This window comes from Hamadaea sp., from assembly GCF_013362815.1.
In the GTDB taxonomy this organism is placed as follows: Bacteria; Actinomycetota; Actinomycetes; order Mycobacteriales; family Micromonosporaceae; genus Hamadaea.
On record NZ_JABFVK010000087.1, the window covers coordinates 17,157 to 40,284 of the forward strand.

At 67.6% G+C, this 23,128-nt stretch carries 21 protein-coding genes; 14 read left to right on the forward strand and 7 right to left on the reverse strand.

The genetic code is table 11. From position 1 onward, the window contains the following. Window positions 1-105: 105 nt before the first annotated feature. Entirely contained in the window at window positions 106-2,517 is a 2,412-nt protein-coding gene (gene pcrA, locus HOV77_RS30150) for a DNA helicase PcrA (RefSeq protein ID WP_290868283.1), read from the forward strand. 297 nt (window positions 2,518-2,814) lie between these two features. Here the strand turns inward: pcrA and HOV77_RS30155 are convergent, their stop codons facing one another. After that, a complete protein-coding gene (locus HOV77_RS30155; protein ID WP_290868284.1) occupies window positions 2,815-3,690 on the reverse strand; it encodes a bifunctional methylenetetrahydrofolate dehydrogenase/methenyltetrahydrofolate cyclohydrolase in 876 nt (291 codons plus the stop codon). A gap of 483 nt (window positions 3,691-4,173) precedes the next feature. On the opposite strand from HOV77_RS30155, the gene HOV77_RS30160 reads away from it, so the two are divergent. From HOV77_RS30160 to HOV77_RS30180, 5 genes are all read left to right on the forward strand, one after another. Continuing rightward, window positions 4,174-5,790, forward strand: a complete 1,617-nt coding sequence (locus HOV77_RS30160; protein ID WP_290868286.1) for an ABC transporter substrate-binding protein — start codon at window positions 4,174-4,176, stop codon at window positions 5,788-5,790. Between the two features lie 161 nt (window positions 5,791-5,951). Then, the gene (locus HOV77_RS30165) at window positions 5,952-6,875 is read left to right on the forward strand and encodes an ABC transporter permease (protein WP_290868288.1); all 924 of its coding nucleotides are present in this window, start codon (window positions 5,952-5,954) and stop codon (window positions 6,873-6,875) included. Then, a complete protein-coding gene (locus HOV77_RS30170; protein ID WP_363261221.1) occupies window positions 6,868-7,821 on the forward strand; it encodes an ABC transporter permease in 954 nt (317 codons plus the stop codon). Before HOV77_RS30165 ends, HOV77_RS30170 begins: the two co-directional genes overlap by 8 nt. 5 nt (window positions 7,822-7,826) lie before the next feature. Then, window positions 7,827-8,816: an ABC transporter ATP-binding protein gene (locus tag HOV77_RS30175; protein ID WP_290868290.1), complete on the forward strand. Its 990-nt coding sequence runs from the start codon at window positions 7,827-7,829 to the stop codon at window positions 8,814-8,816. Beyond that, window positions 8,803-9,813, forward strand: a complete 1,011-nt coding sequence (locus tag HOV77_RS30180; RefSeq protein ID WP_290868292.1) for a dipeptide ABC transporter ATP-binding protein — start codon at window positions 8,803-8,805, stop codon at window positions 9,811-9,813. Before HOV77_RS30175 ends, HOV77_RS30180 begins: the two co-directional genes overlap by 14 nt. Window positions 9,814-9,973: 160 nt before the next feature. On the opposite strand, the gene purH is transcribed toward HOV77_RS30180, so the two are convergent. Beyond that, complete coding sequence (purH, locus tag HOV77_RS30185) at window positions 9,974-11,587, reverse strand: bifunctional phosphoribosylaminoimidazolecarboxamide formyltransferase/IMP cyclohydrolase (protein ID WP_290868294.1); 1,614 nt, start codon at window positions 11,585-11,587, stop codon at window positions 9,974-9,976. Further along, on the reverse strand, window positions 11,584-12,201 hold the full coding sequence (gene purN, locus HOV77_RS30190) for a phosphoribosylglycinamide formyltransferase (protein ID WP_290868295.1): 618 nt from the start codon (window positions 12,199-12,201) through the stop codon (window positions 11,584-11,586). Before purN ends, purH begins: the two co-directional genes overlap by 4 nt. A 113-nt stretch (window positions 12,202-12,314) precedes the next feature. Here purN and HOV77_RS30195 point away from each other — a divergent pair, with 113 nt between their 5' ends. Both HOV77_RS30195 and HOV77_RS30200 read left to right on the forward strand, forming a co-directional pair. Then, window positions 12,315-12,944 (forward strand): DUF4190 domain-containing protein, encoded by a 630-nt coding sequence (locus HOV77_RS30195; protein ID WP_290868297.1) that lies wholly within the window; start codon window positions 12,315-12,317, stop codon window positions 12,942-12,944. Between the two features lie 169 nt (window positions 12,945-13,113). After that, the gene (locus tag HOV77_RS30200) at window positions 13,114-13,350 is read left to right on the forward strand and encodes a hypothetical protein (protein WP_290868299.1); all 237 of its coding nucleotides are present in this window, start codon (window positions 13,114-13,116) and stop codon (window positions 13,348-13,350) included. A 39-nt stretch (window positions 13,351-13,389) separates the two neighbouring features. Here HOV77_RS30200 and HOV77_RS30205 read toward each other — a convergent pair whose 3' ends face one another. Continuing rightward, window positions 13,390-14,763 (reverse strand): DUF6350 family protein, encoded by a 1,374-nt coding sequence (locus tag HOV77_RS30205; protein WP_290868301.1) that lies wholly within the window; start codon window positions 14,761-14,763, stop codon window positions 13,390-13,392. A gap of 114 nt (window positions 14,764-14,877) precedes the next feature. On the opposite strand from HOV77_RS30205, the gene HOV77_RS30210 reads away from it, so the two are divergent. Continuing rightward, a complete protein-coding gene (locus HOV77_RS30210) occupies window positions 14,878-15,135 on the forward strand; it encodes a DUF4190 domain-containing protein (RefSeq protein WP_290868303.1) in 258 nt (85 codons plus the stop codon). Window positions 15,136-15,144: 9 nt separating this feature from the next. Beyond that, window positions 15,145-15,708, forward strand: a complete 564-nt coding sequence (locus tag HOV77_RS30215; protein ID WP_290868304.1) for a hypothetical protein — start codon at window positions 15,145-15,147, stop codon at window positions 15,706-15,708. Between the two features lie 65 nt (window positions 15,709-15,773). Here HOV77_RS30215 and sucD read toward each other — a convergent pair whose 3' ends face one another. The 3 genes from sucD to HOV77_RS30230 all read right to left on the reverse strand — a co-directional run bounded on the left by sucD (window position 15,774) and on the right by HOV77_RS30230 (window position 18,884). Further along, on the reverse strand, window positions 15,774-16,685 hold the full coding sequence (gene sucD, locus HOV77_RS30220) for a succinate--CoA ligase subunit alpha (protein ID WP_290868373.1): 912 nt from the start codon (window positions 16,683-16,685) through the stop codon (window positions 15,774-15,776). Window positions 16,686-16,687: 2 nt separating this feature from the next. Further along, complete coding sequence (sucC, locus tag HOV77_RS30225) at window positions 16,688-17,866, reverse strand: ADP-forming succinate--CoA ligase subunit beta (protein ID WP_290868306.1); 1,179 nt, start codon at window positions 17,864-17,866, stop codon at window positions 16,688-16,690. Window positions 17,867-18,476: 610 nt separating this feature from the next. Beyond that, window positions 18,477-18,884, reverse strand: a complete 408-nt coding sequence (locus tag HOV77_RS30230) for a cobalamin B12-binding domain-containing protein (protein ID WP_290868307.1) — start codon at window positions 18,882-18,884, stop codon at window positions 18,477-18,479. Window positions 18,885-19,396: 512 nt separating this feature from the next. On the opposite strand from HOV77_RS30230, the gene HOV77_RS30235 reads away from it, so the two are divergent. From HOV77_RS30235 to HOV77_RS30250, 4 genes are all read left to right on the forward strand, one after another. Beyond that, complete coding sequence (locus tag HOV77_RS30235) at window positions 19,397-19,957, forward strand: M23 family metallopeptidase (protein ID WP_363261226.1); 561 nt, start codon at window positions 19,397-19,399, stop codon at window positions 19,955-19,957. Window positions 19,958-20,232: 275 nt separating this feature from the next. Next, window positions 20,233-21,009 carry a M23 family metallopeptidase gene (locus HOV77_RS30240; protein ID WP_290868309.1) on the forward strand — a complete coding sequence of 259 codons (777 nt, stop codon included), beginning with the start codon at window positions 20,233-20,235 and terminating at the stop codon, window positions 21,007-21,009. A gap of 216 nt (window positions 21,010-21,225) precedes the next feature. Further along, window positions 21,226-22,176: a malate dehydrogenase gene (gene mdh / locus HOV77_RS30245; protein ID WP_290868311.1), complete on the forward strand. Its 951-nt coding sequence runs from the start codon at window positions 21,226-21,228 to the stop codon at window positions 22,174-22,176. Window positions 22,177-22,380: 204 nt separating this feature from the next. Beyond that, entirely contained in the window at window positions 22,381-23,058 is a 678-nt protein-coding gene (locus tag HOV77_RS30250; protein WP_290868313.1) for a uracil-DNA glycosylase, read from the forward strand. The last annotated feature ends 70 nt before the right edge of the window (window positions 23,059-23,128 follow it).

The following is a 23,128-nucleotide window of genomic DNA, read 5'->3' on the forward strand; positions in this document are numbered from 1 at the left end:
CCGGGCACCAGAGCGCCTGATGTGAATTTCTGACAGCTGCCTGGAAACGGCTCCGGCGTGCGCGCCTTCGCCGATGTCGGTGGGCGGACATAGACTTCACACCCGATGCACGCGCTATTCGACCTCCCTGCCCAGCCGCCCGCCGATGACGGAAAACCGTCCGGCGGCGGGTCGCGCGCCGCTGCCCAGCCCGTTCCCGGGCCGAGCCGGCCCGAGGAGAAACCCCGGCGGCCGAAGCCGTCGGTGGAAGAGCTGCTGGCCGGGCTCAACCCGCCGCAGCGGGAGGCGGTCACCCATTCGGGGTCGCCGTTGCTGATCGTGGCGGGCGCGGGCTCCGGCAAGACCCGGGTGCTGACGCAGCGGATCGCGTACCTGCTGGCGGCGCGCGACGTTCATCCCGGGGAGATCCTGGCGATCACCTTCACGAACAAGGCCGCCGGTGAGCTCAAGGAACGCGTCGCGGCCGTCGTGGGCAGCCGGGCCCGGCTGATGTGGGTGAGCACGTTCCACTCCGCCTGCGTACGCATCCTTCGCGCGGAGCACGAGGCGGCCGGGCTCAAGAGCAGCTTCACCATCTACGACACCGACGACTCGCGCCGGTTGATGACGATGGTGGCCCGGGAGCTGGACCTCGATCCGAAGCGCTATCCGCCACGGGCCCTGGTCACCCAGGTCAGCAACCTGAAGAACGAGCTGATCGATCCCGACTCGTTCCAGCCCGCCGGCCCGCACGAGCGTGCGCTGGCCGAGGCGTACACGCTGTATCAGCGGCGGCTGGCCGAGGCGCAGGCGATGGACTTCGACGACCTCATCATGCGGACCGTCCACTTGCTCCAGAGCAAGCCGGAGGTGGCCGACAAGTACCGGCGGCGGTTCCGGCACGTGCTCGTCGACGAGTACCAGGACACCAACCACGCGCAGTATCAGCTGGTCAAGGAGCTGGTGGGGGAGACCGGCGAGCTCTGCGTCGTCGGCGACGCCGACCAGTCCATCTACGCCTTCCGTGGCGCGACCATCCGCAACATCCTCGAGTTCGAGCGCGACTACCCGCAGGCGCGCACGATCCTGCTGGAACAGAACTACCGGTCGACCCAGACCATCCTGACCGCGGCGAACGCCGTGATCGACCGCAACTCCGGGCGCAAACCCAAGCGGTTGTGGTCCGACCAGGGCGAAGGCGAGAAGATCGTCGGCTACGTCGCCGACTCCGAACACGCCGAGGCCGACTGGGTGGCACGCCAGATCGACTCCATGGCCGACAAGGACGAGGCGCGCCCGGGCGACGTCGCGGTCTTCTACCGGACCAACGCCCAGTCCCGGGTGTTCGAAGAAGTCTTCATCCGATTCGGCCTGCCCTACAAGGTCGTCGGCGGTGTCCGGTTCTACGAGCGCAAAGAGGTCAAGGACGCGTTGGCGTACCTGCGCGCCGTGGCCAATGAGGACGACACCGTCTCGGTCCGTCGAATCCTCAACACCCCCCGCCGGGGCATCGGCGATCGGGCCGAGGCGTGCGTCGAGGCGCTGGCCAACCGGGATCGGATCTCCTTCGGGGCGGCCCTGCGGCGCGCCTCCGAAGCGCCCGGCATCTCCACCCGGGCGGCGAACTCGATCCGCGAGTTCGTGCAGCTCATGGACGACGCCCGGGACAAGGCCCGGACCGCGCCGCCGGAAGAGGTCCTCGAACTCGTGCTGACCGGTTCCGGCTACCTCACCGAGCTGGAAGGCAGCCTCGACCCGCAGGACGAAGGCCGGGTGGAGAACCTCCAGGAACTCGTCAGCGTCGCCCGCGAGTACACCGAGCGCGCCGGGGACGCCGAGGAACCGGCCACTCTGGACGGCTTCCTCGAGCAGGTGGCCCTGGTCGCCGACGCCGACGAGATCCCCAGCGACGACCCCGACCACCAGGGCGTCGTCACGCTCATGACGCTCCACACCGCGAAAGGCCTCGAATTCCCGGTGGTCTTCCTGACCGGTCTGGAGGACGGCGTCTTCCCGCACATGCGCAGCCTCAGCGAGGTCGCCGAACTGGAGGAGGAACGGCGGCTCGCGTACGTGGGGATCACGCGCGCTCGCCAGCGACTGTTCCTCAGCCGCGCGGCCACCCGGTCGGCTTGGGGCCAGCCCCAGTACAACCCGCCGTCGCGGTTCCTGGAGGAGCTGCCGCCCGAGGTCACCCACTGGGAGCGGACCGAGAGCGCGGCGACCTCGTGGGGTGGTGGCTTCGGCTCCGGCTCGCGGGACCGTGATCGCGACAGGTCCTCGACCTTCGTCGGCGGCACGGCTCGGGCGACCCAGCTCGCCTCGAAGATGGGCATCGACCCGTCCCGCCTGGCCACCGCCAGCGACCTCGCCAAAGTGCCCTCGCTGGAGCCCGGCGACCGGGTCAACCACCAGCGTTACGGCATGGGCCGCGTGCTCGCCGTCGAGGGCCACGGCCCGCGCGCGCAAGTCCAGGTCGACTTCGGCGACCAGGTGATGTGGCTGGTCCTGCGGCACGCCTCGCTCGAGAAGATCTAGCTCCCAGGTCCGCCGGGGTTCCGACCGTCGCTCCCGCGGGCACCGGTCGGGCCGCCGCCGGGGAGCGCTTGCGCGAGCCAGTCGGCGGCCCTCCCTGCCGACTCCGCGCTCCACCGACGGTGCGGGCTCGTGCGTCAAGATCCGTGCGTCAAGATCCGTGCGCCGAGATCCGTGCCCCAAGATCATCGCAGGACGCCGGATAATGCGGCTATTCGAGCGCAGATAACCGCGTTATCCCGGGATAACGCGGTGATCTTGCGGCGCGCTGATCTTGCGGCGCGCCGATCGCGCACACCGTCAAGCGGAAGCGGGCGTGAGCTGCTCAGCGCGTTCGACGACGTTGGCGAGCAGCATGGCCCGGGTCATCGGACCGACCGCCCCGGGCATCGGGGCGAGCCATCCGGCCACCTCGGCGACCTCGGGGGCGACGTCGCCGGTGTAGCGGCCCTTGCCATCCTCGCCGACGACCCGGGTGATGCCGACGTCCACGACGGCCGCGCCCGGGCGGATCATGTCCGCGGCGAGCAGGCCGGGGTTGCCGGCGGCGACGATGACGATGTCGGCTCGCCGCGTATGCGCAGCGAGGTCCTTCGTCCCGGTGTGGCACAGGGTGACGGTGGCGTTCTCGGTACGCCGAGTCAGCAGCAGCCCGAGGGGACGTCCGACGGTGGTGCCCCGGCCGACGACCACCACTTCGGCCCCGTTGAGCGGGACTTCGTAACGGTGCAGCAGCTCCACGATGCCGCGCGGGGTGCACGGCAGGGGAGCGGGGTAGCCGAGCACGAGGCGTCCGAGGTTGATCGGGTGCAGCCCGTCGGCGTCCTTGCCGGGGTCGATCAGTTCCAGGGCGCGCTGCTCGGAGAGCCCCTTCGGCAGGGGCAGCTGGACGATGTAGCCGTGGCACGCCGGGTCGGCGTTGAGCTCGGCGATCGCCTCCTCGACCTGGGCCTGGGTCGCGTCGGCAGGCAGGTCCTTGCGCAGCGAGGCGATGCCGACCTCGGCGCAGTCACGGTGCTTGCCGACCACGTACGCGTGCGAGCCGGGGTCGTCGCCGACGAGAACCGTTCCCAGCCCGGGGACGACACCTCGGTCGTGTAGCCGGGCGACTCGCGCCTTGAGCTCGTCTTTGATCGCCGCCGCCGTGGCCTTGCCGTCCAGGATGCTCGCCGTCACGCCGTCCATCGTGCCAGCACGAACGTTTCCGCCCGGTCGGCGGGGGTACGCCCTGTGACAACCCAGCGTCACATCCATAGGCCTGTGGATAACTCCCCAAGATCAAAGTCCCGCTGATGCTGCCATAACGACAGCAACTGCGCGGTGATGTTTGTTAAAAGTGTCACTTCCCGGCCATCTGACCTGCATCATTCCACTATCTGGACCACCATACCGCTATAAAACGGACACGCTGGGTTTGCGGAGTGTGACGGCCACCTTCGGTCCGGCGAACTCCTAAATAAGGCATAATCCGGAAATATCCGCCCGTCCGGCAGGGCGGTGCTCTATACCAGAGCAAGGAGATGCTGCGCAAGTTCACATCTCTCGATCGTCACAGAAATGTGATTGATCGAGTTTGTGTGTGCGTCGAGCTTCGCCATACCTTTGCCGGACGTTGTCGCGGGTCACACCCTGTGACGACGTAGGAGATGAGGAGGCTCAATGCAGGTTCGCAGGCTTGCTGCCTGGACTGCGATCCCGCTCAGCGCCGCACTGGCCCTCTCGGCCTGCGGTGGCGGCGGCGACAGCGGTAGCAGCTCCAGCGGCACCGTCAGGATCGGTATTGCCGAGCCGCAGTACCTGACCCCGGCGGACACCAACGAGACCAGCGGTTCGCAGGTCCTTGCCGCGCTCTATGCGCCGCTCGTGAACTACGACGCCGATAACAAGCCGGTCGAGGTTCAGGCCGAGTCGATCACGTCGTCGGACAACAAGGTCTGGACGATCAAGATCAAGAGTGGCTGGACCTTCCACAACGGCGAGGCTGTCACGTCCGACAGCTACATCGACGCCTGGAACGCCGCCGCCTACAAGGGCGCGTCCCAGAACGCGTACTTCTTCTCGCAGATCGCGGGCTACAACGAGGTTGCCCCGGCGGCCACGGACGCGACCCCGTCCCCGTCGCCGACCGCGCAGAAGCTGTCCGGTCTGAAGAAGGTCGACGACACGACCTTCACCGTGACGCTCTCGGCCCCGTTCAGCGACTTCAAGACGATGCTGGGCTACACGGCCTTCTACCCGCTGCCGAAGGCGGCCTTCGAGTCCGACGGCACCGTGAAGTCGACCTTCAAGGACGCTCCGATCGGTGACGGGCCGTTCAAGATGGACGGCACCTGGCAGCACGACCAGAAGATCTCGGTCACCAAGTACGACGACTACAAGGGCACTCAGCCGAAGGTCACCGCCGTTCAGTTCACCATCTACCAGCAGCCCTCGGCCGAGTACGCCGACCTGCTGGCCGGGAACAACGACGTCATGCTGACGATCCCGACCGAGAACCTCTCCACCGCCGAGGGCGACCTGGGCGACCGTTACCTGCACAGCCCGGCCTCGAGCTTCCAGTTCCTGGCGTTCCCGACGTACGACAAGAACTTCTCGAACGTCAACGTCCGGAAGGCGATCTCGATGGCGATCGACCGCCAGGCGATCGTGGACCAGGTCTTCAAGGGCTCGCAGAAGGCGGCGTACTCGTTCGTCTCGCCGGTCGTCGGCGGCTACCGCGACAACACCTGCGGTGCGAACTGCGAGTTCAACGCCACCCAGGCGAAGCAGCTCTACACGGAGAACAACGGTCCGTCGAAGATCGAGATCAGCTACAACGCTGACGGTGGTCACAAGGACTGGGTCGACGCCACCTGCAACCAGCTGAAGAACAACCTGGGTGTGGAGTGCGTGGGCATCCCGACCGCCAAGTTCGCCGACCTGCTCAACAAGGTCGAGAAGAAGCAGGAAGTCGGTATGTTCCGGATGGGCTGGATCATGGACTACCCGTCCATGGAGAACTACCTCGGCCCGCTGTACAGCACCAACGGCTCGTCGAACTACTACGGCTACAGCAACGCCGAGTTCGACAAGCTGGTCCAGGAAGGCCGGGAGGCCAGCACCTCGGACGCCGCCATCCAGAAGTGGCAGCAGGCCGAGGACCTCCTCGCCAAGGACATGCCGGTGCTGCCGCTCCGGTTCGGCCAGAACAACTACGGCATCTCGACCAAGGTGAAGAACGTCGACATCGACCTCTTCAACCGGGTCGACCTGCTGAAGATCGAGTACACCGGCTGACAGTCCAGCCGATCGGGGTGGCGTCGTCACTCTCCGCCGAGGAGGGGGGCGGCGCCACCCCCCACTGAGCCGGGCCTCAAGATCTTTCCGGGCCCGTGCGGGGGCAGTCCCGATTTGGGGGATTCGCCCCGAACCCTCCCACATCCGGAGAGACTTGACTCATGTTCCGCTACATCGTGCGCCGCCTGCTGCAAGGTGTTCTCACCTTCTTCGGCGCGACGTTCGTCGTGTATTGCCTGATGTTCGCCGGCGGCGGCGACCCCATCCAGGCGCTCGCCGGTGAGAAGCCGGTCACCGCGCAGCAGCGCGCGGCACTGACCGAGCAGTTCCACCTCGACGACAACTTCTTCGCGCGCTACTTGTACTTCCTCAAGGACTTCTTCACCGGCAACCTGAAGTCCTACACGGGCCGCGACGTCTTCGAGAACGTCGGCAGCGCCCTGCAGTTGACGGGCAAGATCGCCCTGATCGCGATCATCTTCACGATCGTCGTCGGCGTCACCCTGGGCATCGTGGCGGCACTGCGCCGGGGCGGAATCTTCGACACATCCTCGCTGATCCTCACCCTCGTCGTGATCGGCATCCCGAGCATCGTGCTGGCACCGCTGGCCCAGTACCTCTTCGGCATCCAGTGGAAGATCTTCCCGGTCAACTACACCTTCGAGAAGCCGTTCGTCTCGCTCATCCTGCCCGGCCTCGTCCTCGGCACCCTGTCGCTGGCGACGGCGATGCGGCTCACCCGCGCCTCGTTCTTCGACAACCTCCGCGCCGACTACGTCCGGACCGCCACCTCCAAGGGCCTCACCCGCTTCCGGGTGGTCGGCGTACACGTGCTGCGGAACTCGCTGATCCCGATCATCACCTTCCTCGGCGTCGAGCTGGGCAACCTGATGGGCGGCGCGATCATCACCGAGGGCGTCTTCAACATCCCCGGCATCGGCGGCCAGCTCTACAAGGCCATCGGCCTGGACGACGGGCCGACCGTCATCACCTTCGTCAGCCTCCTGGTGGTCATCTACATCGTGGCCAACCTGGTGGTCGACCTGCTCTACGCCGTACTGGACCCGAGGATTCGCTATGAGTGACTTTGAGACCGAGACCGGCAGCGAGCTGAGCACCGCGACGCCCGGCGCCTTCTTCGCCAACGGCACTCCGCCGAGCCAAGAGGTCACCAAGGTACGCAGTGCGACCGCCGACGCCTGGCACGAGCTGCGGCGCAACGGCGTCTTCTGGGTCGGTCTCGTGATCGCGCTGGTGGCGCTCGTGATGGCCGTCTGGCCGTCGTTGTTCACTCCGGCCGACCCCAACTTCTGTCTCGGATCCCGGCAGATGCAGGGCCCGTCCGGTGCGGCGATCTTCGGCTACGACTTCCAGGGCTGCGACGTCTGGGCGCACGCGGTCTACGGCACCCGCAACTCTCTGCTCATCGGAACCGGGGCGGCGCTGCTCTCGGGCGTACTGGCGATGCTCGTCGGCATGGTCGCCGGCTTCTTCGGCGGCTGGGTCGACGCGATCATCTCCCGCATCATCGAGGTCGCCCTGGCCGTGCCGCTGATCCTGGCCGCGATCGTGCTGATGAAGAACCTGCCGAACAACGACCAGAACCTGCGTCTGTTCGCTCTCATCGGCATCTTGGGCGTCTTCGGCTGGACCACCGCGGCCCGGGTCGTCCGGTCCTCGGTGATCAGCGCCAAGCAGCAGGACTACGTGTCGGCGGCCCGGATGCTGGGTGCGGGCAACGGCCGGATCATGTGGCGGCACATCATGCCGAACGTGCTGGCGCCGTTCCTGGTGATCATCACGATCGCGCTGGGGTCGTTCATCGCCGCCGAGGCGACGTTGTCCTTCCTGGGCGTCGGTCTCCAGTCGCCGAGCATCTCCTGGGGTCTGGACATCTCCAGCGCCCGCGTGCACATGCGAGAGGACGCCACTCCGCTGATCGTGCCGTCGGTGTTCCTGGCCCTGACGGTGCTGGCCTTCATCATGCTGGGCGACGCCATCCGCGAAGCCTTCGACCCGAAGATGCGGTGACGTGAATGAATGAGCATCTGCTGGAAGTCGACAACCTCTTCATCGAGTTCCACACTCGGGACGGGGTTTCGAAGGTCATCAACGGCGTCTCGTACCACCTGAACGCGGGTGAGACGCTGGCCGTGCTCGGCGAATCGGGTTCTGGCAAGTCGGTGACCGCCCAGGCCATCATGGGCATCCTCGACATGCCGCCCGGCAAGATCACCCGGGGCCGGATCCTCTACCGGGGTCGCGACCTGCTGACCATGTCGAAGGAGGAGCGCCGGAAGGTCCGCGGCGAGGAGATCGCGATGGTCTTCCAGGACGCCCTGTCCTCGCTGAACCCGGTCTTCACCGTCGGCAACCAGATCTCGGAGACCTTGCGCAAGCGCAAGGGCATGTCCAAGGCGGACGCCATGAAGCGGGCCGTCGAGCTGATGGACCAGGTGAAGATCCCCGGAGCCAAGGAGCGGGTGAAGGACTACCCACACCAGTTCTCCGGCGGTATGCGCCAGCGTGTGATGATCGCGATGTCGCTGGCGATGGATCCCAAGGTGCTCATCGCCGACGAGCCGACGACCGCACTCGACGTGACCGTTCAGGCCCAGATCATGGACCTGCTGGCCGAGCTGCGGCGTGACCTCAACATGGCGATGATCCTGATCACCCACGACCTCGGCGTCGTCGCCGACGTGGCGGACCGGATCGCCGTCATGTACGCCGGCCGCATCGTCGAGCACGCGGACGTCCACGCGCTCTACAAGAACCCGGCACACCCGTACACCAAGGGGTTGCTGGAGTCGATCCCGCGGCTGGATGCCAAGGGCACGGAGCTGGCCACCATCAAGGGCCTGCCGCCGAACCTGCTGCGGCCGCCGACGGGATGCGCGTTCCACCCACGCTGCAAGTACGCCCAGGACATCTGCGTGACGACCACGCCGCCGCTGCTCGACCTCGGTGGAGGTCGGACCAGCGCCTGCCACTTCGCGAAGGAGCTTCTCGATGGCCGAATCTGAGACCATCCTGCAGGTCGAGAACCTGGTCAAGCACTTCCCGATCCGGCAGGGCATCCTGTTCAAGAAGAAGGTCGGCGAGGTCAAGGCGGTCGACGGGGTCTCCTTCGAGCTGAAGCGGGGCGAGACCCTGGGCATCGTGGGCGAGTCCGGCTGCGGCAAGTCGACCCTGGCCAAGCTGCTCATGCGGCTGGAGACGCCGACGGCCGGTCGCGCCAGGCTGAACGGCCGCGACATCTACAGGATGGGCGGCTCGGAGCTTCGGCGGCTGCGGCGCAATGTCCAGATGGTCATGCAGGACCCGTACACGTCGTTGAACCCGCGGATGACCGTCGGCGACATCATCGGCGAGCCTTACGAGATCCACCCGGAGGCGGCTCCCCGGGGCGACCGTCAGCGGCGCGTACAGGAACTGCTGGATCTGGTCGGACTCAACCCCGAGCACATCAACCGCTATCCGCACCAGTTCTCCGGCGGTCAGCGCCAGCGCATCGGCATCGCCCGGGCGCTCGCCCTGCGACCGGAGGTCATCGTCTGCGACGAGCCGGTCTCCGCGCTCGACGTCTCGATTCAGGCCCAGGTCATCAACCTGCTGGAGAAGCTGCAGGACGAGTTCGGGCTCTCCTACATCTTCATCGCCCACGACCTGTCCGTGGTCCGCCACATCTCCGACCGGGTCGGCGTGATGTACCTCGGCAAGATCGTCGAGATCGGGACCGAGGACGAGATCTACGCGCGGCCCACGCACCCCTACACCCAGGCGCTGCTCTCGGCGGTGCCGGTACCGGACCCCGAGGCCCGCGCTCACCGCGAGGTCATCCGGCTCGAGGGCGACGTGCCGTCGCCGGCCAATCCGCCGTCCGGCTGCCGGTTCCGCACGCGTTGCTGGAAAGCCCAGGAGAAGTGCGCCAAGGAGGAGCCGCTGCTCGTGCTCCGCCCGGCCGCGGACCCGCACCCGTCCGCGTGCCACTTCGCCGAGCAGCGGCACGTGGTCGCTTAAATCCAACTTGTACGCAGAAACGCCCGCCCCCGTCTGGGAGCGGGCGTTTTCGCGTTGCGTCTCACTTCCGCGTCTCACTTCCGCGTTGATCATGAACCTAAGGTTCCGCTACGGTCTTCTGCGGAACCATAGGTTCATGATCAACGGGGCTCAACGCCTGCTAGTGCCAGAAGTGGCGGGAGCCGGTGAAGTACATCGTGATGCCGGCCTTCTGCGCCGCCTCGATTACCTGGTCGTCCCGGATGGAGCCTCCGGGCTGGACGACGGCCGTCACGCCGGCCTCGATCAGGATCTCGAGCCCGTCCGGGAACGGGAAGTACGCGTCGGACGCCGCGACCGCGCCGCGCGCCCGTTCGGCTCCGTCCTCGCCCAGCGTGTTGGCCCGGGAGACGGCCAGCCGGGCGGAGTCGATCCGGTTGACCTGGCCCATGCCGATGCCGACCGCCGCGCCGCCCTTGGCGAGGAGGATCGAGTTGCTCTTGACGAACTTCGCGGCACCCCAGGCGAATTCGAGGTCGTCGAGCTGCTCGGCGGTGGCCGGCTCGCCGGAGACCAGCCGCCAGTTGTCCACGTAGTCGCCGTCGGCCTGCAGCAGGTCACGGGTCTGCGCCAGGAAGCCGCCCGAGATCTGCTTCAGCTCGACGCCCTGCGACTGCCATTCCGGGGCGACGAGCGTACGCAGATTCTTCTTGGCGGTGAGCACGGCGAGCGCGTCGTCGGTGTAGCCGGGGGCGACGATCACCTCCGTGAACACACCGTCCAGCTGGCGGGCCATCTCCTCGTCCACGATGGTGTTGGCCGCGATGACGCCGCCGTACGCCGAAACTGGGTCGCACGCGTGCGCCTTGCGGTGCGCGTCGGCCACCGAGTCCAGCGAGATCGCTATGCCGCAGGGGTTGTTGTGCTTGACGATGGCGACGCAGGCGACACCTTCGTAGGTGTTGCACGCGGCCCAGGCGGCATCGGCGTCCACGTAGTTGTTGTAGGACATCTCCTTGCCGCCGAGCTGCTGCGCCCGGGCCAGCCCGGGAGCGCCCCACGGGTCGATGTAGAGCGCCGCGGCCTGGTGCGGGTTCTCGCCGTAGCGCAGGTTGGCGACGCGCCACCCGGCAACTCCGCCGAACTCCGGCCAGCAGTTGGCACCCGGCGCGGTCGGCTCCAGCTCGACGAGGTTCGCGCCGGTCCACTGAGCGATGGCGAGGTCGTAGTCGGCGATCTCGGCGTACGCCCGGGCCGCCATCGCGCGCCGCTCGGTGAGGGTGAATCCGCCCAGCTTCAGCGCGGCGTGGATGACGGTGTAGTCCTGTGGCGCGACCACCACGGCGACGCTGTTGTGGTTCTTCGCGGCCGCCCGGACCATCGCCGGTCCGCCGATGTCGATGTTCTCGACGCACTCCTCCAGCGACGCGCCGGAGGCCACCGTCTTCTGGAACGGGTAGAGGTTCGAGACCAGCAGGTCGAACGGCTCGATGCCGAGCTTCTCCAGCTCGGCGACGTGCTCAGGGTTCGTCATGTCGGCCAGCAGTCCGGCGTGGACGTTCGGGTGCAGGGTCTTCACCCGGCCGCCGAGCGCTTCGCCGAACCCGGTGAGGTCCTCGACCCGGTTTACCGGCGGTCCCATGGTCTCCAGGTAGGCCGCGGTGGAGCTGGTCGCGAAGATCTCCACGTCTGCCTGGCGGAGCGCCTTCACCAGGCCTTCCAGCCCAGACTTGTCCATGACGCTGATCAGCGCCCGCTTGATCGGCTTACGCTCGGCGGCGGCCTCGATGGTCACCCGACTGTCACCTTTCGTCCAGAGATGGTCCAACCGTTGCGGGCCATGCGCCCGACGTATTCGACGAGCTGTGCCCGCTCGGCTTCCTTGATGCGCTCGGTCAGCGTCTCCTCGGTGTCGTCGTCGAGGACCGGCACCGCGACCTGCGCGATGATCTGTCCGGTGTCGACACCGTCGTCCACGACGAACAGCGTCGCGCCGGAGATCTTCACGCCGTACGCCAGGGCGTCGCGCGGGCCGTGGATGCCCGGGAACGACGGCAGCAAAGCGTTGTGCGTATTGATGTAGCGGCCGCCGTACTCCGCGAGGAACGCCTTGCCGACGAGCTTCAGGAAGCCCGCGCTGATCACCAGATCCGGCTCGTACTCCCGGACCGACTGGGTCAGCGCCAGGTCCCACGCCACCCGATCGGGGTAATCGGCGACCTTGTGCACGAAGACCGGTACGCCGGCCGCAGTGGCCCGGTCCAGCCCGGCGATGCGGTCCCGGTCGGCTCCGACGGCCACCACTTGAGCCCCGTACGCCGGATCGGCGCAGGCGTCGAGAAGGGCCTGGAGGTTGGAGCCCGAGCCGGAGATCAGCACCACGAGTTTGCTGGGGCCGCGAGTGGTCACCGGCAAACCCTATCCGGCCCGGTATCTGCGATTTCGCGGACCCAGCCCGATGAATTGCCCTATGTTGGGCAAAACACCACATAGTCGGCTAAGACCGCCAGGAGGAGGTTGCCGTGACCTCACCGGACACACCGGAACCGGAGCGCGCCGCCGGTACGCCCGCCACGCCCGAGACGCCGCCGTCCAGTAGCGGCCAAGGGGCGTCGTGGGCCGTGCCGCCCGCCGCGCCCGAACCGGTCGCCGCACCGGATCCGGTGGGGCAGTCGACCACACCGGACATTCCGCCGCTCACGCCGCAGCCGACGCCGCCGACGGCTCCGCACGCGACTCCGCAGGCCGCCGCCGAGCCGCCGCCGTTGCCGCCCAGCGCGACGCCGCCGCCTGGTTACCAGCAGACCACGTACGCCCCACCAGCGTCGCCACCGCCGGGTGACCCGAACTCGATGATGAACCGGATGGGCGGGCCGAACAACATCCTCGGCTGGCTGGCGCTGATCTTCGGCATCATCGGCACCGGTTGTTGCTGTTGCTGGTTCCTCGACGGCGCGCCGTTCCTGGGTGGCATTCCCGCGATCATCCTCGGCTTCCTGCATCTGCAGCGGATCAAGCAGCACCGGGCCAGCATGAAGTGGCTGGGCTGGGTGGGCATTGCGCTCGGCGTCATCGCGCTTCTCGGCGCTTTGTGCAACTTCACCACCCATTGGAATGACAACCTGCACGACCAAGTCGTCGACGACTACTAGCGAGTGGCTTACGGCGGCCGGAGATTCGGGTGGATCTCCGGCCGCCGCGCTGTATTTTCACAGCGGCCCCACAGATTTACTCGTGAAACACCTGTCCCAAGAGTTGCAAGACGTGATTACAATCCCGCGTGCCCCATTGACGGGGCTGACAAGCTAAGGAGAACCCCTCATGACCCAGCCCGTCGTGCCTCAGCCAGCTGCCCCGGCCGGGAAGGACAACACCACCCTCTTCGGTGTGCTCGGCATCGTCTTCGCGCTGTGCTGCGCGCCGGTCGGCATCGTCTTCGGTGTGCTGTCGCACCTGCAGGCGAACAAGAACGGCAAGCCGGCCACCCTCGCGATCGTGGCCTACGTCGTCGCCGTGCTGAACATCATCGCTGGCATCATCATCAACTCGAACCGCTGAACCTGAGACAGCGGGTGGCCGAAGGGCCACCCGCTGTTGTCATTCCGGCGTACTGCGGCGGCGGGCCTCATAGATCGGCCGAGTGCCGAGCGCTCCCAACAGGCACCCGAGCGCGGTCACGCCCGCGCCGACGAGCGCGACGCTCAGGGGAGCGGGTCCGACCTGGCCGACCGCCGTGGTCAACCGTCCACTCGCGGCGATCGCGGCCAGTCCCAGCGCCAGCCCGGCGACGGGACCGGCGAGGATCGAGCCGGTCAGCAGGTGCCCCCACCGCACCTCCGGGATCACCCCGTCCCGCGGGCGCAGTCGCCGCCGGGTCAGCAGCCATCCGGCCGTGATCCCGGCCAGCAACGGCAAGCCGAGCACCGCGTTGGCCAGGCCGCCGAGCGCGCTCTCCGGCATCGCCGCGAACACCGGCAGCGCCGGGAGGCGTACGTCGTCGAGGCCGACGAAGGAAGCCCGCACGACGCCCGCCGGCCCGAAGGCGAAGCCGGGGCCGAGGAGATAGGCGGCGGCCCACACCGCCATGTTCGGGGCGATCGCCAGGCTCACCAGCGTCACGCCGGCCTGCCCCGCCACATCCGTCTTGTATCCCGCGAGGATCGCGTTGGCGTCGCCGCCGTGCAGCGCCACCGCCACGCCGGTCACGCCCGCGCCCGCGCCGATCACCAGCAACGCGGCCACGCCGCCGGTCCGCGTCGCATCTCTGAGCACTTTGGGTACGCGTCGAGCCACGACCGCGATGGCGCCGGTGGCTCGCAGTGCACCGAGTCCGGCGAAGATCGCGCCGACGACCAAGCCGTGGAGGGCTGCCCGCAACGGAGCCACCCCGATCGCCCCGGCGTCGACGAACCACCCGGACAGTCCGGCGAGGACGGCGTACGCCACGCCGAGGAGCAGCCCGATCTGGCCGACCCGGCGCAGATCCCGGCTGCCGCGCGCGCCCAGCGCCCGAGTCGTGTGCACCCCGGCCCGAAACAGCCGCCACCACGCCAGTACGCCGAGCGCCAGCGGGGCCAGCGTCAAGGTCCCGAGATCCGTTCGCAGCGGTACGCCGAGGCTGAGCAGCCAGCCCGCCAGTCCCACCCGGACACTCGTCGCGGTGTTCACGGGCTGATCCGCGGCGAGCAGCGCTCCCGCGGTCAGCAGTGTCACGGGCAGAACCGCCGTGAGCGCCGCCAACAGGGCGTTCACCACCGTCGCACCGAGCGCCCGAGGCCAGGGCAGTGGGCGTACGCGGCGGGACGTCGCCATCGCCGGCGCGCTGCCGCGCGCGCTCTGCCGCGGCACTCGCGGCTCGTCGGTGTCGGTGGGCCCAGCCGGCTCGTGCAGGTCGAACGCCACCGTCTCGCGCAGCGACAGGTGCTTCGCCTCCGCTGCGGCGAGGGTTTCTTCGTCGGGGGTGCCTGCCATCAGCGCCAACCTAACCACACGAGCAACTTGATAACCACAAAGTACTCACACGTCCGCTGTGTCGGCTTTACGCTCTGCTCAAGGTCGAATACTGATCGTAGCGAGGAGGCTGTAGTGACCGAGCCGTATAACGCGCCGCCCCCGCCGCCGATGCCGGTCGCTCCGGCCAAGCCGGACCGCACCAATCTCTACGGCATCCTGGGCATCGTCATCGGGTTCATCTGCTGCCCGATCATCGGCATCGTGCTGGGCATCCTGTCGATCCGGGAGGCGAAGGCGCACGGCAAGTCGTCCGTCCTCGGCATCGTGGCGATCGTCCTCAGCGTGGTGGCCGCGGTCGTCGGCGGCATCTACAGCGTCAGCCGGAATTAGGAGACCCCGATGACGGACCAGAACCCGCCCTCGCCCTACGAGCCGCCCGGCTCGTCCGGCGGCGGCGACACCGGCCCCACCCCGACCTCGGGCGCGGCCGGCGGCCAGGAACCACCGAGCGCGGGCAGTGGGTACGACCCCACGACCGGTGGTGGCTATCAAGCCCCGACCACCGGTGGCGGCTCGGTCTACGAGAGCTCGGCGTACCAGCCGCCCGGTGGAGGCACGCCCTACGGACAGCCGCCGCCGTACGGGCAACAGCCGCCGTACGGCCAGCAGCCGGGTCAGTACCCGCCGGGCTACCAGGCGACGGCCAACCCGGTGACGCCGGGCGGCCGGAACAACACGATGCTCTTCGGCATCCTGGGCATCGTTCTGGGCGTGGTCTGCTGCGCGCCCGTCGGCATTCTGTTCGGCTGGCTGTCGATGAACGAGGCCAAGAAGACCGGCAGTGACGCCACCCTGGGCAAGGTCGCCTTCTGGCTCGGCATCGGGCTCACCGCGCTCGCCGTGATCGGTGGTCTCATCGCGATCTGCGCGGGCGTCTTCAGCAGCGACAACTCGAATTACTAGCGAACGAAAGGAGCCCCTGGCACCGGGTGACGGTGCCGGGGACTCCTTTAGGCATACGAGCTGATTCAGCGACCCATGATCTCGCGCATCAGGCGGGCCGTCTCCGAGGGGGTCTTGCCGACCTTGACCCCCGCGGCCTCGAGGGCCGTCTTCTTCGCCTCGGCGGTGCCGGACGAGCCGGAGATGATCGCGCCGGCGTGACCCATGGTCTTGCCGGGCGGCGCGGTGAAGCCGGCGATGTAGCCGACGACCGGCTTGGTCACGTTGGCCTTGATGAACTCGGCCGCCCGCTCCTCGGCGTCGCCGCCGATCTCGCCGATCATGACGATCGCGTCGGTCTCGGGGTCCTCCTGGAAGGCCGCGAGCGCATCGATGTGCGTGGTCCCGATGACCGGGTCGCCGCCGATGCCGACACAGGTGGAGAAACCGATGTCGGAGAGCTCGAACATCATCTGGTAGGTCAGCGTGCCGGACTTGCTGACCAGGCCGATCCGGCCGGAGCCGGTGATGTCGGCCGGGATGATGCCCGCGTTGCTCGCGCCGGGCGACGCGATCCCGGGGCAGTTCGGGCCGATGATCCGGGTCTGGCCGCCCTTGGCGACGTTGTACGCCCAGAACGAGGCGCTGTCGTGCACCGGTACGCCCTCGGTGATGACGACGGCCAGCTCGATGCCGGCGTCGATCGCGTCGATCACGGCCGCCTTTGTATGGGCGGGAGGAACAAAAATCACAGACACATTGGCGCCGGTCGCGGCCATGGCGTCGGCGACCGTCGCGAAGACCGGAACCTCGGTCCCGTCACTGTGCTTGCCGGCTTCGCCTTCGGCGAACGAGACAGTCGTGCCGGCCTTGCGCGGGTTCACGCCGCCGACGATGTTCGTCCCGGCCTTCAGCATGCGGCGGGTGTGCTTCGACCCCTCCGAGCCGGTCATGCCCTGGACGATGACCTTGGAGTCCTTGGTGAGCCAGATGGCCATTGTCATGCCCCCACTGCGGCGAGCTCAGCGGCGCGCTTCGCGGCGCCGTCCATGGTGTCCACCCGCTCGACCAGCGGGTTGTTCGCGCCGTCCAGGATCGCCCGGCCGGCCTCCGCGTTGTTGCCGTCCAGCCGGACGACCAGCGGCTTGGTGACGTTCTCGCCCCGCTCGCCGAGCAGGGTCAGCGCCTGCAGGATGCCGTTGGCGACCGCGTCACAGGCGGTGATGCCGCCGAAGACGTTCACGAAGACGCTCTTGACGGCCGGGTCGGACAGGACGATCTCCAGACCGTTCGCCATCACCTCGGCGCTCGCGCCACCGCCGATGTCGAGGAAGTTCGCGGGCTTGACGCCACCGAACTCCTCACCGGCGTACGCGACCACGTCGAGGGTCGACATGACCAGGCCCGCGCCGTTGCCGATGATGCCGACCTCGCCGTCGAGCTTGACGTAGTTGAGGTCCTTGGCCTTGGCGGCCTGCTCCAGCGGGTCGACCGCCGACTTGTCCTCGAGCGCCTCGTGGTCGGGGTGACGGAAACCGGCGTTCTCGTCCAGCGTCACCTTCGCGTCGAGGCAGAGCACCTTGCCCTCGGCCGTCTTGGCGAGCGGGTTGACCTCGACCAGCGTGGCGTCCTCGGCGACGAAGGTCTGCCACAGCTTCACGGCGATGTCGGCGACCTGGTCGGCCACCTCCGCCGGGAACTGGCCGGCGGTCACGATCTCGCGGGCGATCTCCGGCGTCACGCCGACGGTCGCGTCGATCGGGCGCTTGACGACCTTGTCCGGCGCCTCGTGCGCAACCTGCTCGATCTCCATGCCGCCCGCGACGCTGGCGATGCAGAGGAAGGTGCGGTTGGCCCGGTCGAGCAGGTAGGAGAAGTAGTACTCCTCGGCGATGTCCGCGGTCTCGGCCAGCATCACCTTGTGGACCGTGTGGCCCTTGATGTCCATGCCGAGGATGTCGGACGCGCGGTCGTACGCCTCCGCCGGCGTCGCCGCCAGCTTCACGCCACCGGCCTTGCCTCGGCCACCGACCTTCACCTGAGCCTTGACAACCACGCTCTTGCCAAGGCGCTCGGCGATCGTCCGGGCTTCTTCGGGGGTCGCCGCCACGCCGCCGCCGAGCACGGGCAGGCCGTGCTTCTCGAAGACGTCGCGCCCCTGGTACTCGTACAGGTCCACGTAAGCGTCCCGTTCCGTCCAGTCTGGGGAAGCCCGTCGCCTGATGAGACGGGCCATCTATTAGCGGCAGCCTAACTACCACCCCCTACCCGAACGGCCGTTCGGGTGCCCATTTGTGCACGATCCCACAGCCCAACGGATCTTGATTCCGGTGCCGGATCTTTTTTCGCCGAGCCGCGTAACCCCCTCGGCGAGGCCTCGTTGAAGTGGATGTCAGAGCACTGAGGGGTGGCTCTGACAAGGTAAAACGGCCGATGCCCTGTCGGTCGAGGGGTGGCGGCGGGGCGTCGTGCATATGAGGAGCCGGACGTGTGAGGGGTGCGTCCGGCTCCTCCCTTTTGTTTTTGCCCGACGGGCATCTTGGACGCCAGGGTCCTCCGCGCTGCGAGCGGGTCGCTTGATCCCTGCGTGGGTAACTCCCCATTCCGGCTGACGTGGTTGCGGCCGGGCGGAAACGCAAAAGGTAGGCGAGTCCGGGCGCTGGCAGCGGGGAAGTGGGCGCTGTCGCTGTTAGGGGCTGGTTGCGTTGATCATGAACTTAGGGTTCCCTTTGGCGGCGTGTCGGTGCCCCTAGGTACGTGATCGACCGGCGACCGGCGCTGCGGCCTCGTTAGGCGGCGGTGTGGGTGGGGACGTGGGTTCGGACCCAGTCGACTATGGACTGCGTCGTGGCGCCCGGGGTGAAGATCTTGGCGACGCCCAGCTGCTCCAGCTCGGGGATGTCGGCGTCCGGGATGATGCCGCCGCCGAAGACGACGATGTCGGTCGCCTCGCGCTCCTTCAGCAGCTCCACGACACGCCGGAAAAGCGTGAGGTGCGCGCCGGAGAGCACGGACAAGCCGATCGCTCCCGCGTCCTCCTGGATCGCCGTCTGCACGATCTGCTCCGGCGTCTGGTGCAGGCCGGTGTAGACGACCTCCATGCCGGCGTCGCGCAACGCCCGTGCCACCACCTTGGCTCCGCGGTCGTGCCCGTCCAGGCCCGGCTTGGCGACGACCACCCTGATCGGCTCCGACATGCTTCCGCCCTCTCACGCTCTCGGCGTACCCGCCGTCCATCGCGGGCCTTAACGAACGGTAACCTGCGGAACCTCGGTTCGGTAAGGCGGTCCGAAGCTACCGCAGAGTTCTCCAAATGCGACGGAGAGTAATCAACGATTTTCCTGCCTAATAGTGTCGGACTCGGACAGTTCGTGTCGCACACTCGCACTGTCCGTATGTTGATCACGCATCGGAACTTGTGTGAACCCCTAGGGGTTCGCTACGTTGTCCCGCAGTGCCTTTGACTGCGCTACCGATGCACAAGGTCAGGATCACCTGAAGTTCACCGAGGTGGTCGGGTCCGGAGAACGCCACCGGGCCACATCGACGGAGGGTGTTTGCGTTGCAGTACCGGCCGGAGCCGCTACGAGAGCGCGATAAGTACCGAGGTCGCCGCCGCGTCCCGACGCCCCCTCGCAGCCGCTACGTCGGCGTAGTCACCACCGCACTGGTCGGAGCCGGAATCGTCGCTCTAGGCGCCGGTGCCGCGATGCCCGATCAGAAGGCCAATGCTTCCGCTCTCGACAGCGCGGACAGTTCGACTCTCGCGCAGGAGCGCAACGCAGCCGCCGATCAGACCAGCCGTAACGACCGCACCGGTGGGGCCGGGCTGGCCTCTACGACCGTCGCGGCGTCCGACGCCTGGCTGCTGCCGCTGCACGACTACGAGTTCACCTCCAACTTCGGCATGCGCTGGGGCCGCCCGCACAAGGGTGTCGACCTCGCCGCGCCGGAAGGCACGCCGTTCACAGCCGTCCACGACGGCACCGTCGTCATCGCCGAGTGGCGCGGCGGCTACGGAAACATGATCATGATCGACCACGGGAACGGCCTGGCCACCGTCTACGGTCACTCGTCGCAGCTGCTGGTCAAGGCGGGCGACAAGGTGAAGGCCGGACAGGTCATCGCACTCGTCGGCAACACCGGCCAGTCGACCGGGCCGCACCTGCACCTGGAGATCCACGTCAATGGCGAGGCTGTCGAGCCGGTCGCCTGGTTCAAGCAACACGGCGTCGATCTGAAGCTCGAGATGGAGAACATCTTCAGCTAGATCCGTCTGCGGACATTCGCCCACACCGTTGCGGTGTGGGCGTTTTTGCTGGTCCCCGCCTTGCCCAGCGCTGGTCTGTCGCGTACGGGATGTCCGGTTCGATGTGATCGCGGTCACAAACGTTGCGGTGATTCAGGTCACGCCCATTTACCTAGCTGAATTCTGTGGAAATGGCCCGATTTGCCGGAAGGCCGTTACCCCTAGGGGTCGCCATTAGGGCTCTGACCAGGCACTCTTGTGCCTCGTGTCAACGAGGACCCCCGAGGGAGGCATTGGTGCCTGAGGATAAATCGAAGACCGTTCTGGACGCTGGGCGGCGTATGACGCACCTCGTCACCCGGGTTCGGGGCGGACTCGCCGGCAAAAGCCGCAAGGTCATCGTGATCGCTGCGCTCGCCGGCATCACCGGAGTCGGGCTCGCCGCGGCGAACCTCTCCGTCACCCCCACAACCCCCACATCAGCCGCCGCACTGGACACGTCGCGGAGCGCCGCCGCGATGATCGCCGACCGTTCGGCGCGAGACGTCGCAGCTTCCGCGTCAGCCTCGACGGACGCCGCCAAGAAAGCCGCCGACGCGAAAAAGGCAGCGGACGCCGCGGCGGCCAAGAAGGCTGCGGACGCGAAGAAGGCGGCTGCGGCGAAGGCGGCCGCCGCCTGGCAGAGCCCGCTCCCCGGGGCGCAGGTCACCTCCTGCTACGGACAGCGCTGGGGCGTACTGCACGCCGGGATCGACTTCGCCGCCGCCGAGAACACCCCCGAGCACGCCGTCGGCGCGGGCACTGTGATCGCCGCAGGCTGGGTCTACTCCGGCTACGGCATCTCGGTGCTGATCGACCACGGCAACGGGACCTACACCCACTACGCCCACATGAACAAGACCACGGTGAAGGCGGGCCAGAAGGTCGCCGCCGGCCAGGTCATCGGATACGAGGGCTCCACCGGCGACTCGACCGGGCCGCACCTGCACTTCGAGGTGTGGAAGGGCATGTGGGGGCAGATCGACCCCGCCCCGTGGCTGAAGGCGCACGGGATCACGACCAGCTGCAGCTGACCTCAACTCCATAGCGGAGCCGCCGCCCACGCCGGAACCCTCTGGCGCCGGGCGGCGGCTTCGTCTGCTGCTCTCGGCGTAACCATATAGACCACACGAACCGGACCCGGACGGGCCTGGATCGGGCAGCGGGGCTATGGTGCGAGACGTCCGGCATCGCCGGTCGTGAACGTGAGGATGCGAGCCGTGGGCCGCAGTTTTGGGAAGGTCTGAACAATGGGCAAGAAGGTCACCGTCGTCGGCGCCGGCTTCTACGGCTCGACGACCGCGCAGCGCCTGGCGGAATACGACGTCTTCGAGACGGTGGTGCTCACCGACATCGTGGAGGGCAAGCCCGAAGGCCTCGCGCTGGACATGAACCAGTCCCGCCCGATCGAAGGCTTCGAAACCAAGATCGTCGGCGTCACGACCGGCCCCAACGGCGAGGGCTACGAGGCGATCGCCGACTCCGACATCGTCGTGATCACCGCCGGCCTTCCGCGCAAGCCCGGCATGAGCCGGATGGACCTCCTCGGCGTCAACGCCAAGATCGTCCGTGGCGTCGCGGAGCAGATCGCCAAGCATGCCCCCAACGCCGTGATCATCGTCGTGTCGAACCCGCTCGACGAGATGACCGCCCTCGCGCAGATCGCCACCCAGTTCCCGAAGAACCGGGTCATCGGCCAGGCCGGCATGCTCGACACCGCTCGCTTCACGAACTTCGTCGCCGAGACCCTCAACGTGCCGGTCAAGTCGGTCAAGACGCTGACCCTGGGTTCGCACGGCGACACCATGGTGCCCGTGCCGTCCCAGTGCACCGTCGACGGCAAGCCGCTCACCGACCTGCTGCCCGCCGAGAAGATCGAAGAGCTCGTCGTGCGTACGCGCAACGGCGGGGCCGAGGTCGTCGCGCTGCTCAAGACCGGCTCGGCGTACTACGCGCCGTCGGCGGCCGCAGCGCGTATGGCCAAGGCGGTTGCCGAGGACAGCGGCGCTGTCATGCCCGTGTGTGCTTGGGTTGACGGGGAGTACGGCATCTCCGGGGTTTACCTCGGTGTCGAGGCTGCTATCGGAGCTTCGGGTGTCCGTTCCGTTGTTGAGACTTCTTTGACCGAGTCGGAGTTGGCGGGGCTCAAGGAGGCTGCTGAGGCGGTTCGCGCGAAGCAGGCTGACGTCGCTTCGCTCTAGGCGCTCTTTGGGTTAGGAGGGGCGAAGTAACCACCTCTGGGCGGTCAGGCTTGATCCCGCCGGTGGTTACTCCGCCCCTCCTTCTGTTTGGCGCGGCCGTGGGGGTTGGGGCTAGTGGGGTTGGACGGAGTTGGAAGGCTCGACGGAGTTGGGAGGCTCGACTTGTCGGGCCGCATGTCTTACCTGGACGGTAGGGTGTGCGGCATGGCCTTCGACCTGTTGGAACTTCTGCCTGGTGAGTGGCGGGACGTCATGAAGCCGCACCTTGACCTGGATGTGGTGGCTCGGCTTTCGTCGTTTGTGGAGGGTGAGTACGCTTCGCAGATCGTCTACCCTCCCATCGACGATCTGTTCTCTGCCTTTCGGCTTTGTACTCCGGCGCAGACTCGGGTTTTGATTTTGGGGCAGGATCCCTATCACAAGCGGGGGCAGGCGCACGGGTTGAGTTTCAGCGTTCGGCCGGGGGTTTCCGTGCCGCCGTCGCTGCGCAACGTCTACAAGGAGATCCAGGAGGATCTCGGGGTGACTCCGCCGCCGAACGGGGATCTGACTCGGTGGGCGCAGCAGGGCGTACTGCTGCTCAACGCCGTGCTGACCGTTCGCGAGGGCACGCCGACGAGTCATGCCGACAAGGGCTGGGAAGCCTTCACCGACGCGGCGATCAAGGCCGTCAACGAGTCCCCTTACCGTGTGGTCTACCTACTCTGGGGCAGTTACGCACGCAAGAAGGCGGCCCTTGTCCGCAACCCGAACCACGTGGTGATCGAGGCCGGCCATCCGAGCCCGATGAACCCGCGCGGCTTCCTCGGTACGCGGCCGTTCTCGCAAGCCAACGCCGCCCTCGCCGAAGCCGGCCGGGGCGAGGTTAACTGGGGCGCCTGAGGTCGTTCGTCCGGATTCCGGGTGTGATTCTCGCGGGGATCGCGCCCGGTTCCCGCCCCCGGTCGGTACC

Excerpts from the sequence above, each read along its gene's own strand:
- HOV77_RS30180 (WP_290868292.1), top strand. The coding sequence starts at position 8,803 with ATGGCCGAATCTGAGACCATCCTGCAGGTCGAGAACCTGGTCAAGCAC.
- HOV77_RS30230 (WP_290868307.1), bottom strand. The coding sequence starts at position 18,884 with ATGTCGGAGCCGATCAGGGTGGTCGTCGCCAAGCCGGGCCTGGACGGG.
- HOV77_RS30170 (WP_363261221.1), top strand. The coding sequence starts at position 6,868 with ATGAGTGACTTTGAGACCGAGACCGGCAGCGAGCTGAGCACCGCGACG.
- HOV77_RS30165 (WP_290868288.1), top strand. The coding sequence starts at position 5,952 with ATGTTCCGCTACATCGTGCGCCGCCTGCTGCAAGGTGTTCTCACCTTC.
- HOV77_RS30175 (WP_290868290.1), top strand. The coding sequence starts at position 7,827 with ATGAATGAGCATCTGCTGGAAGTCGACAACCTCTTCATCGAGTTCCAC.
- HOV77_RS30160 (WP_290868286.1), top strand. The coding sequence starts at position 4,174 with ATGCAGGTTCGCAGGCTTGCTGCCTGGACTGCGATCCCGCTCAGCGCC.
- HOV77_RS30205 (WP_290868301.1), bottom strand. The coding sequence starts at position 14,763 with ATGGCAGGCACCCCCGACGAAGAAACCCTCGCCGCAGCGGAGGCGAAG.
- sucD (WP_290868373.1), bottom strand. The coding sequence starts at position 16,685 with ATGGCCATCTGGCTCACCAAGGACTCCAAGGTCATCGTCCAGGGCATG.
- pcrA (WP_290868283.1), top strand. The coding sequence starts at position 106 with ATGCACGCGCTATTCGACCTCCCTGCCCAGCCGCCCGCCGATGACGGA.
- HOV77_RS30215 (WP_290868304.1), top strand. The coding sequence starts at position 15,145 with ATGACGGACCAGAACCCGCCCTCGCCCTACGAGCCGCCCGGCTCGTCC.
- HOV77_RS30235 (WP_363261226.1), top strand. The coding sequence starts at position 19,397 with ATGCCCGATCAGAAGGCCAATGCTTCCGCTCTCGACAGCGCGGACAGT.
- HOV77_RS30250 (WP_290868313.1), top strand. The coding sequence starts at position 22,381 with ATGGCCTTCGACCTGTTGGAACTTCTGCCTGGTGAGTGGCGGGACGTC.
- mdh (WP_290868311.1), top strand. The coding sequence starts at position 21,226 with ATGGGCAAGAAGGTCACCGTCGTCGGCGCCGGCTTCTACGGCTCGACG.
- HOV77_RS30200 (WP_290868299.1), top strand. The coding sequence starts at position 13,114 with ATGACCCAGCCCGTCGTGCCTCAGCCAGCTGCCCCGGCCGGGAAGGAC.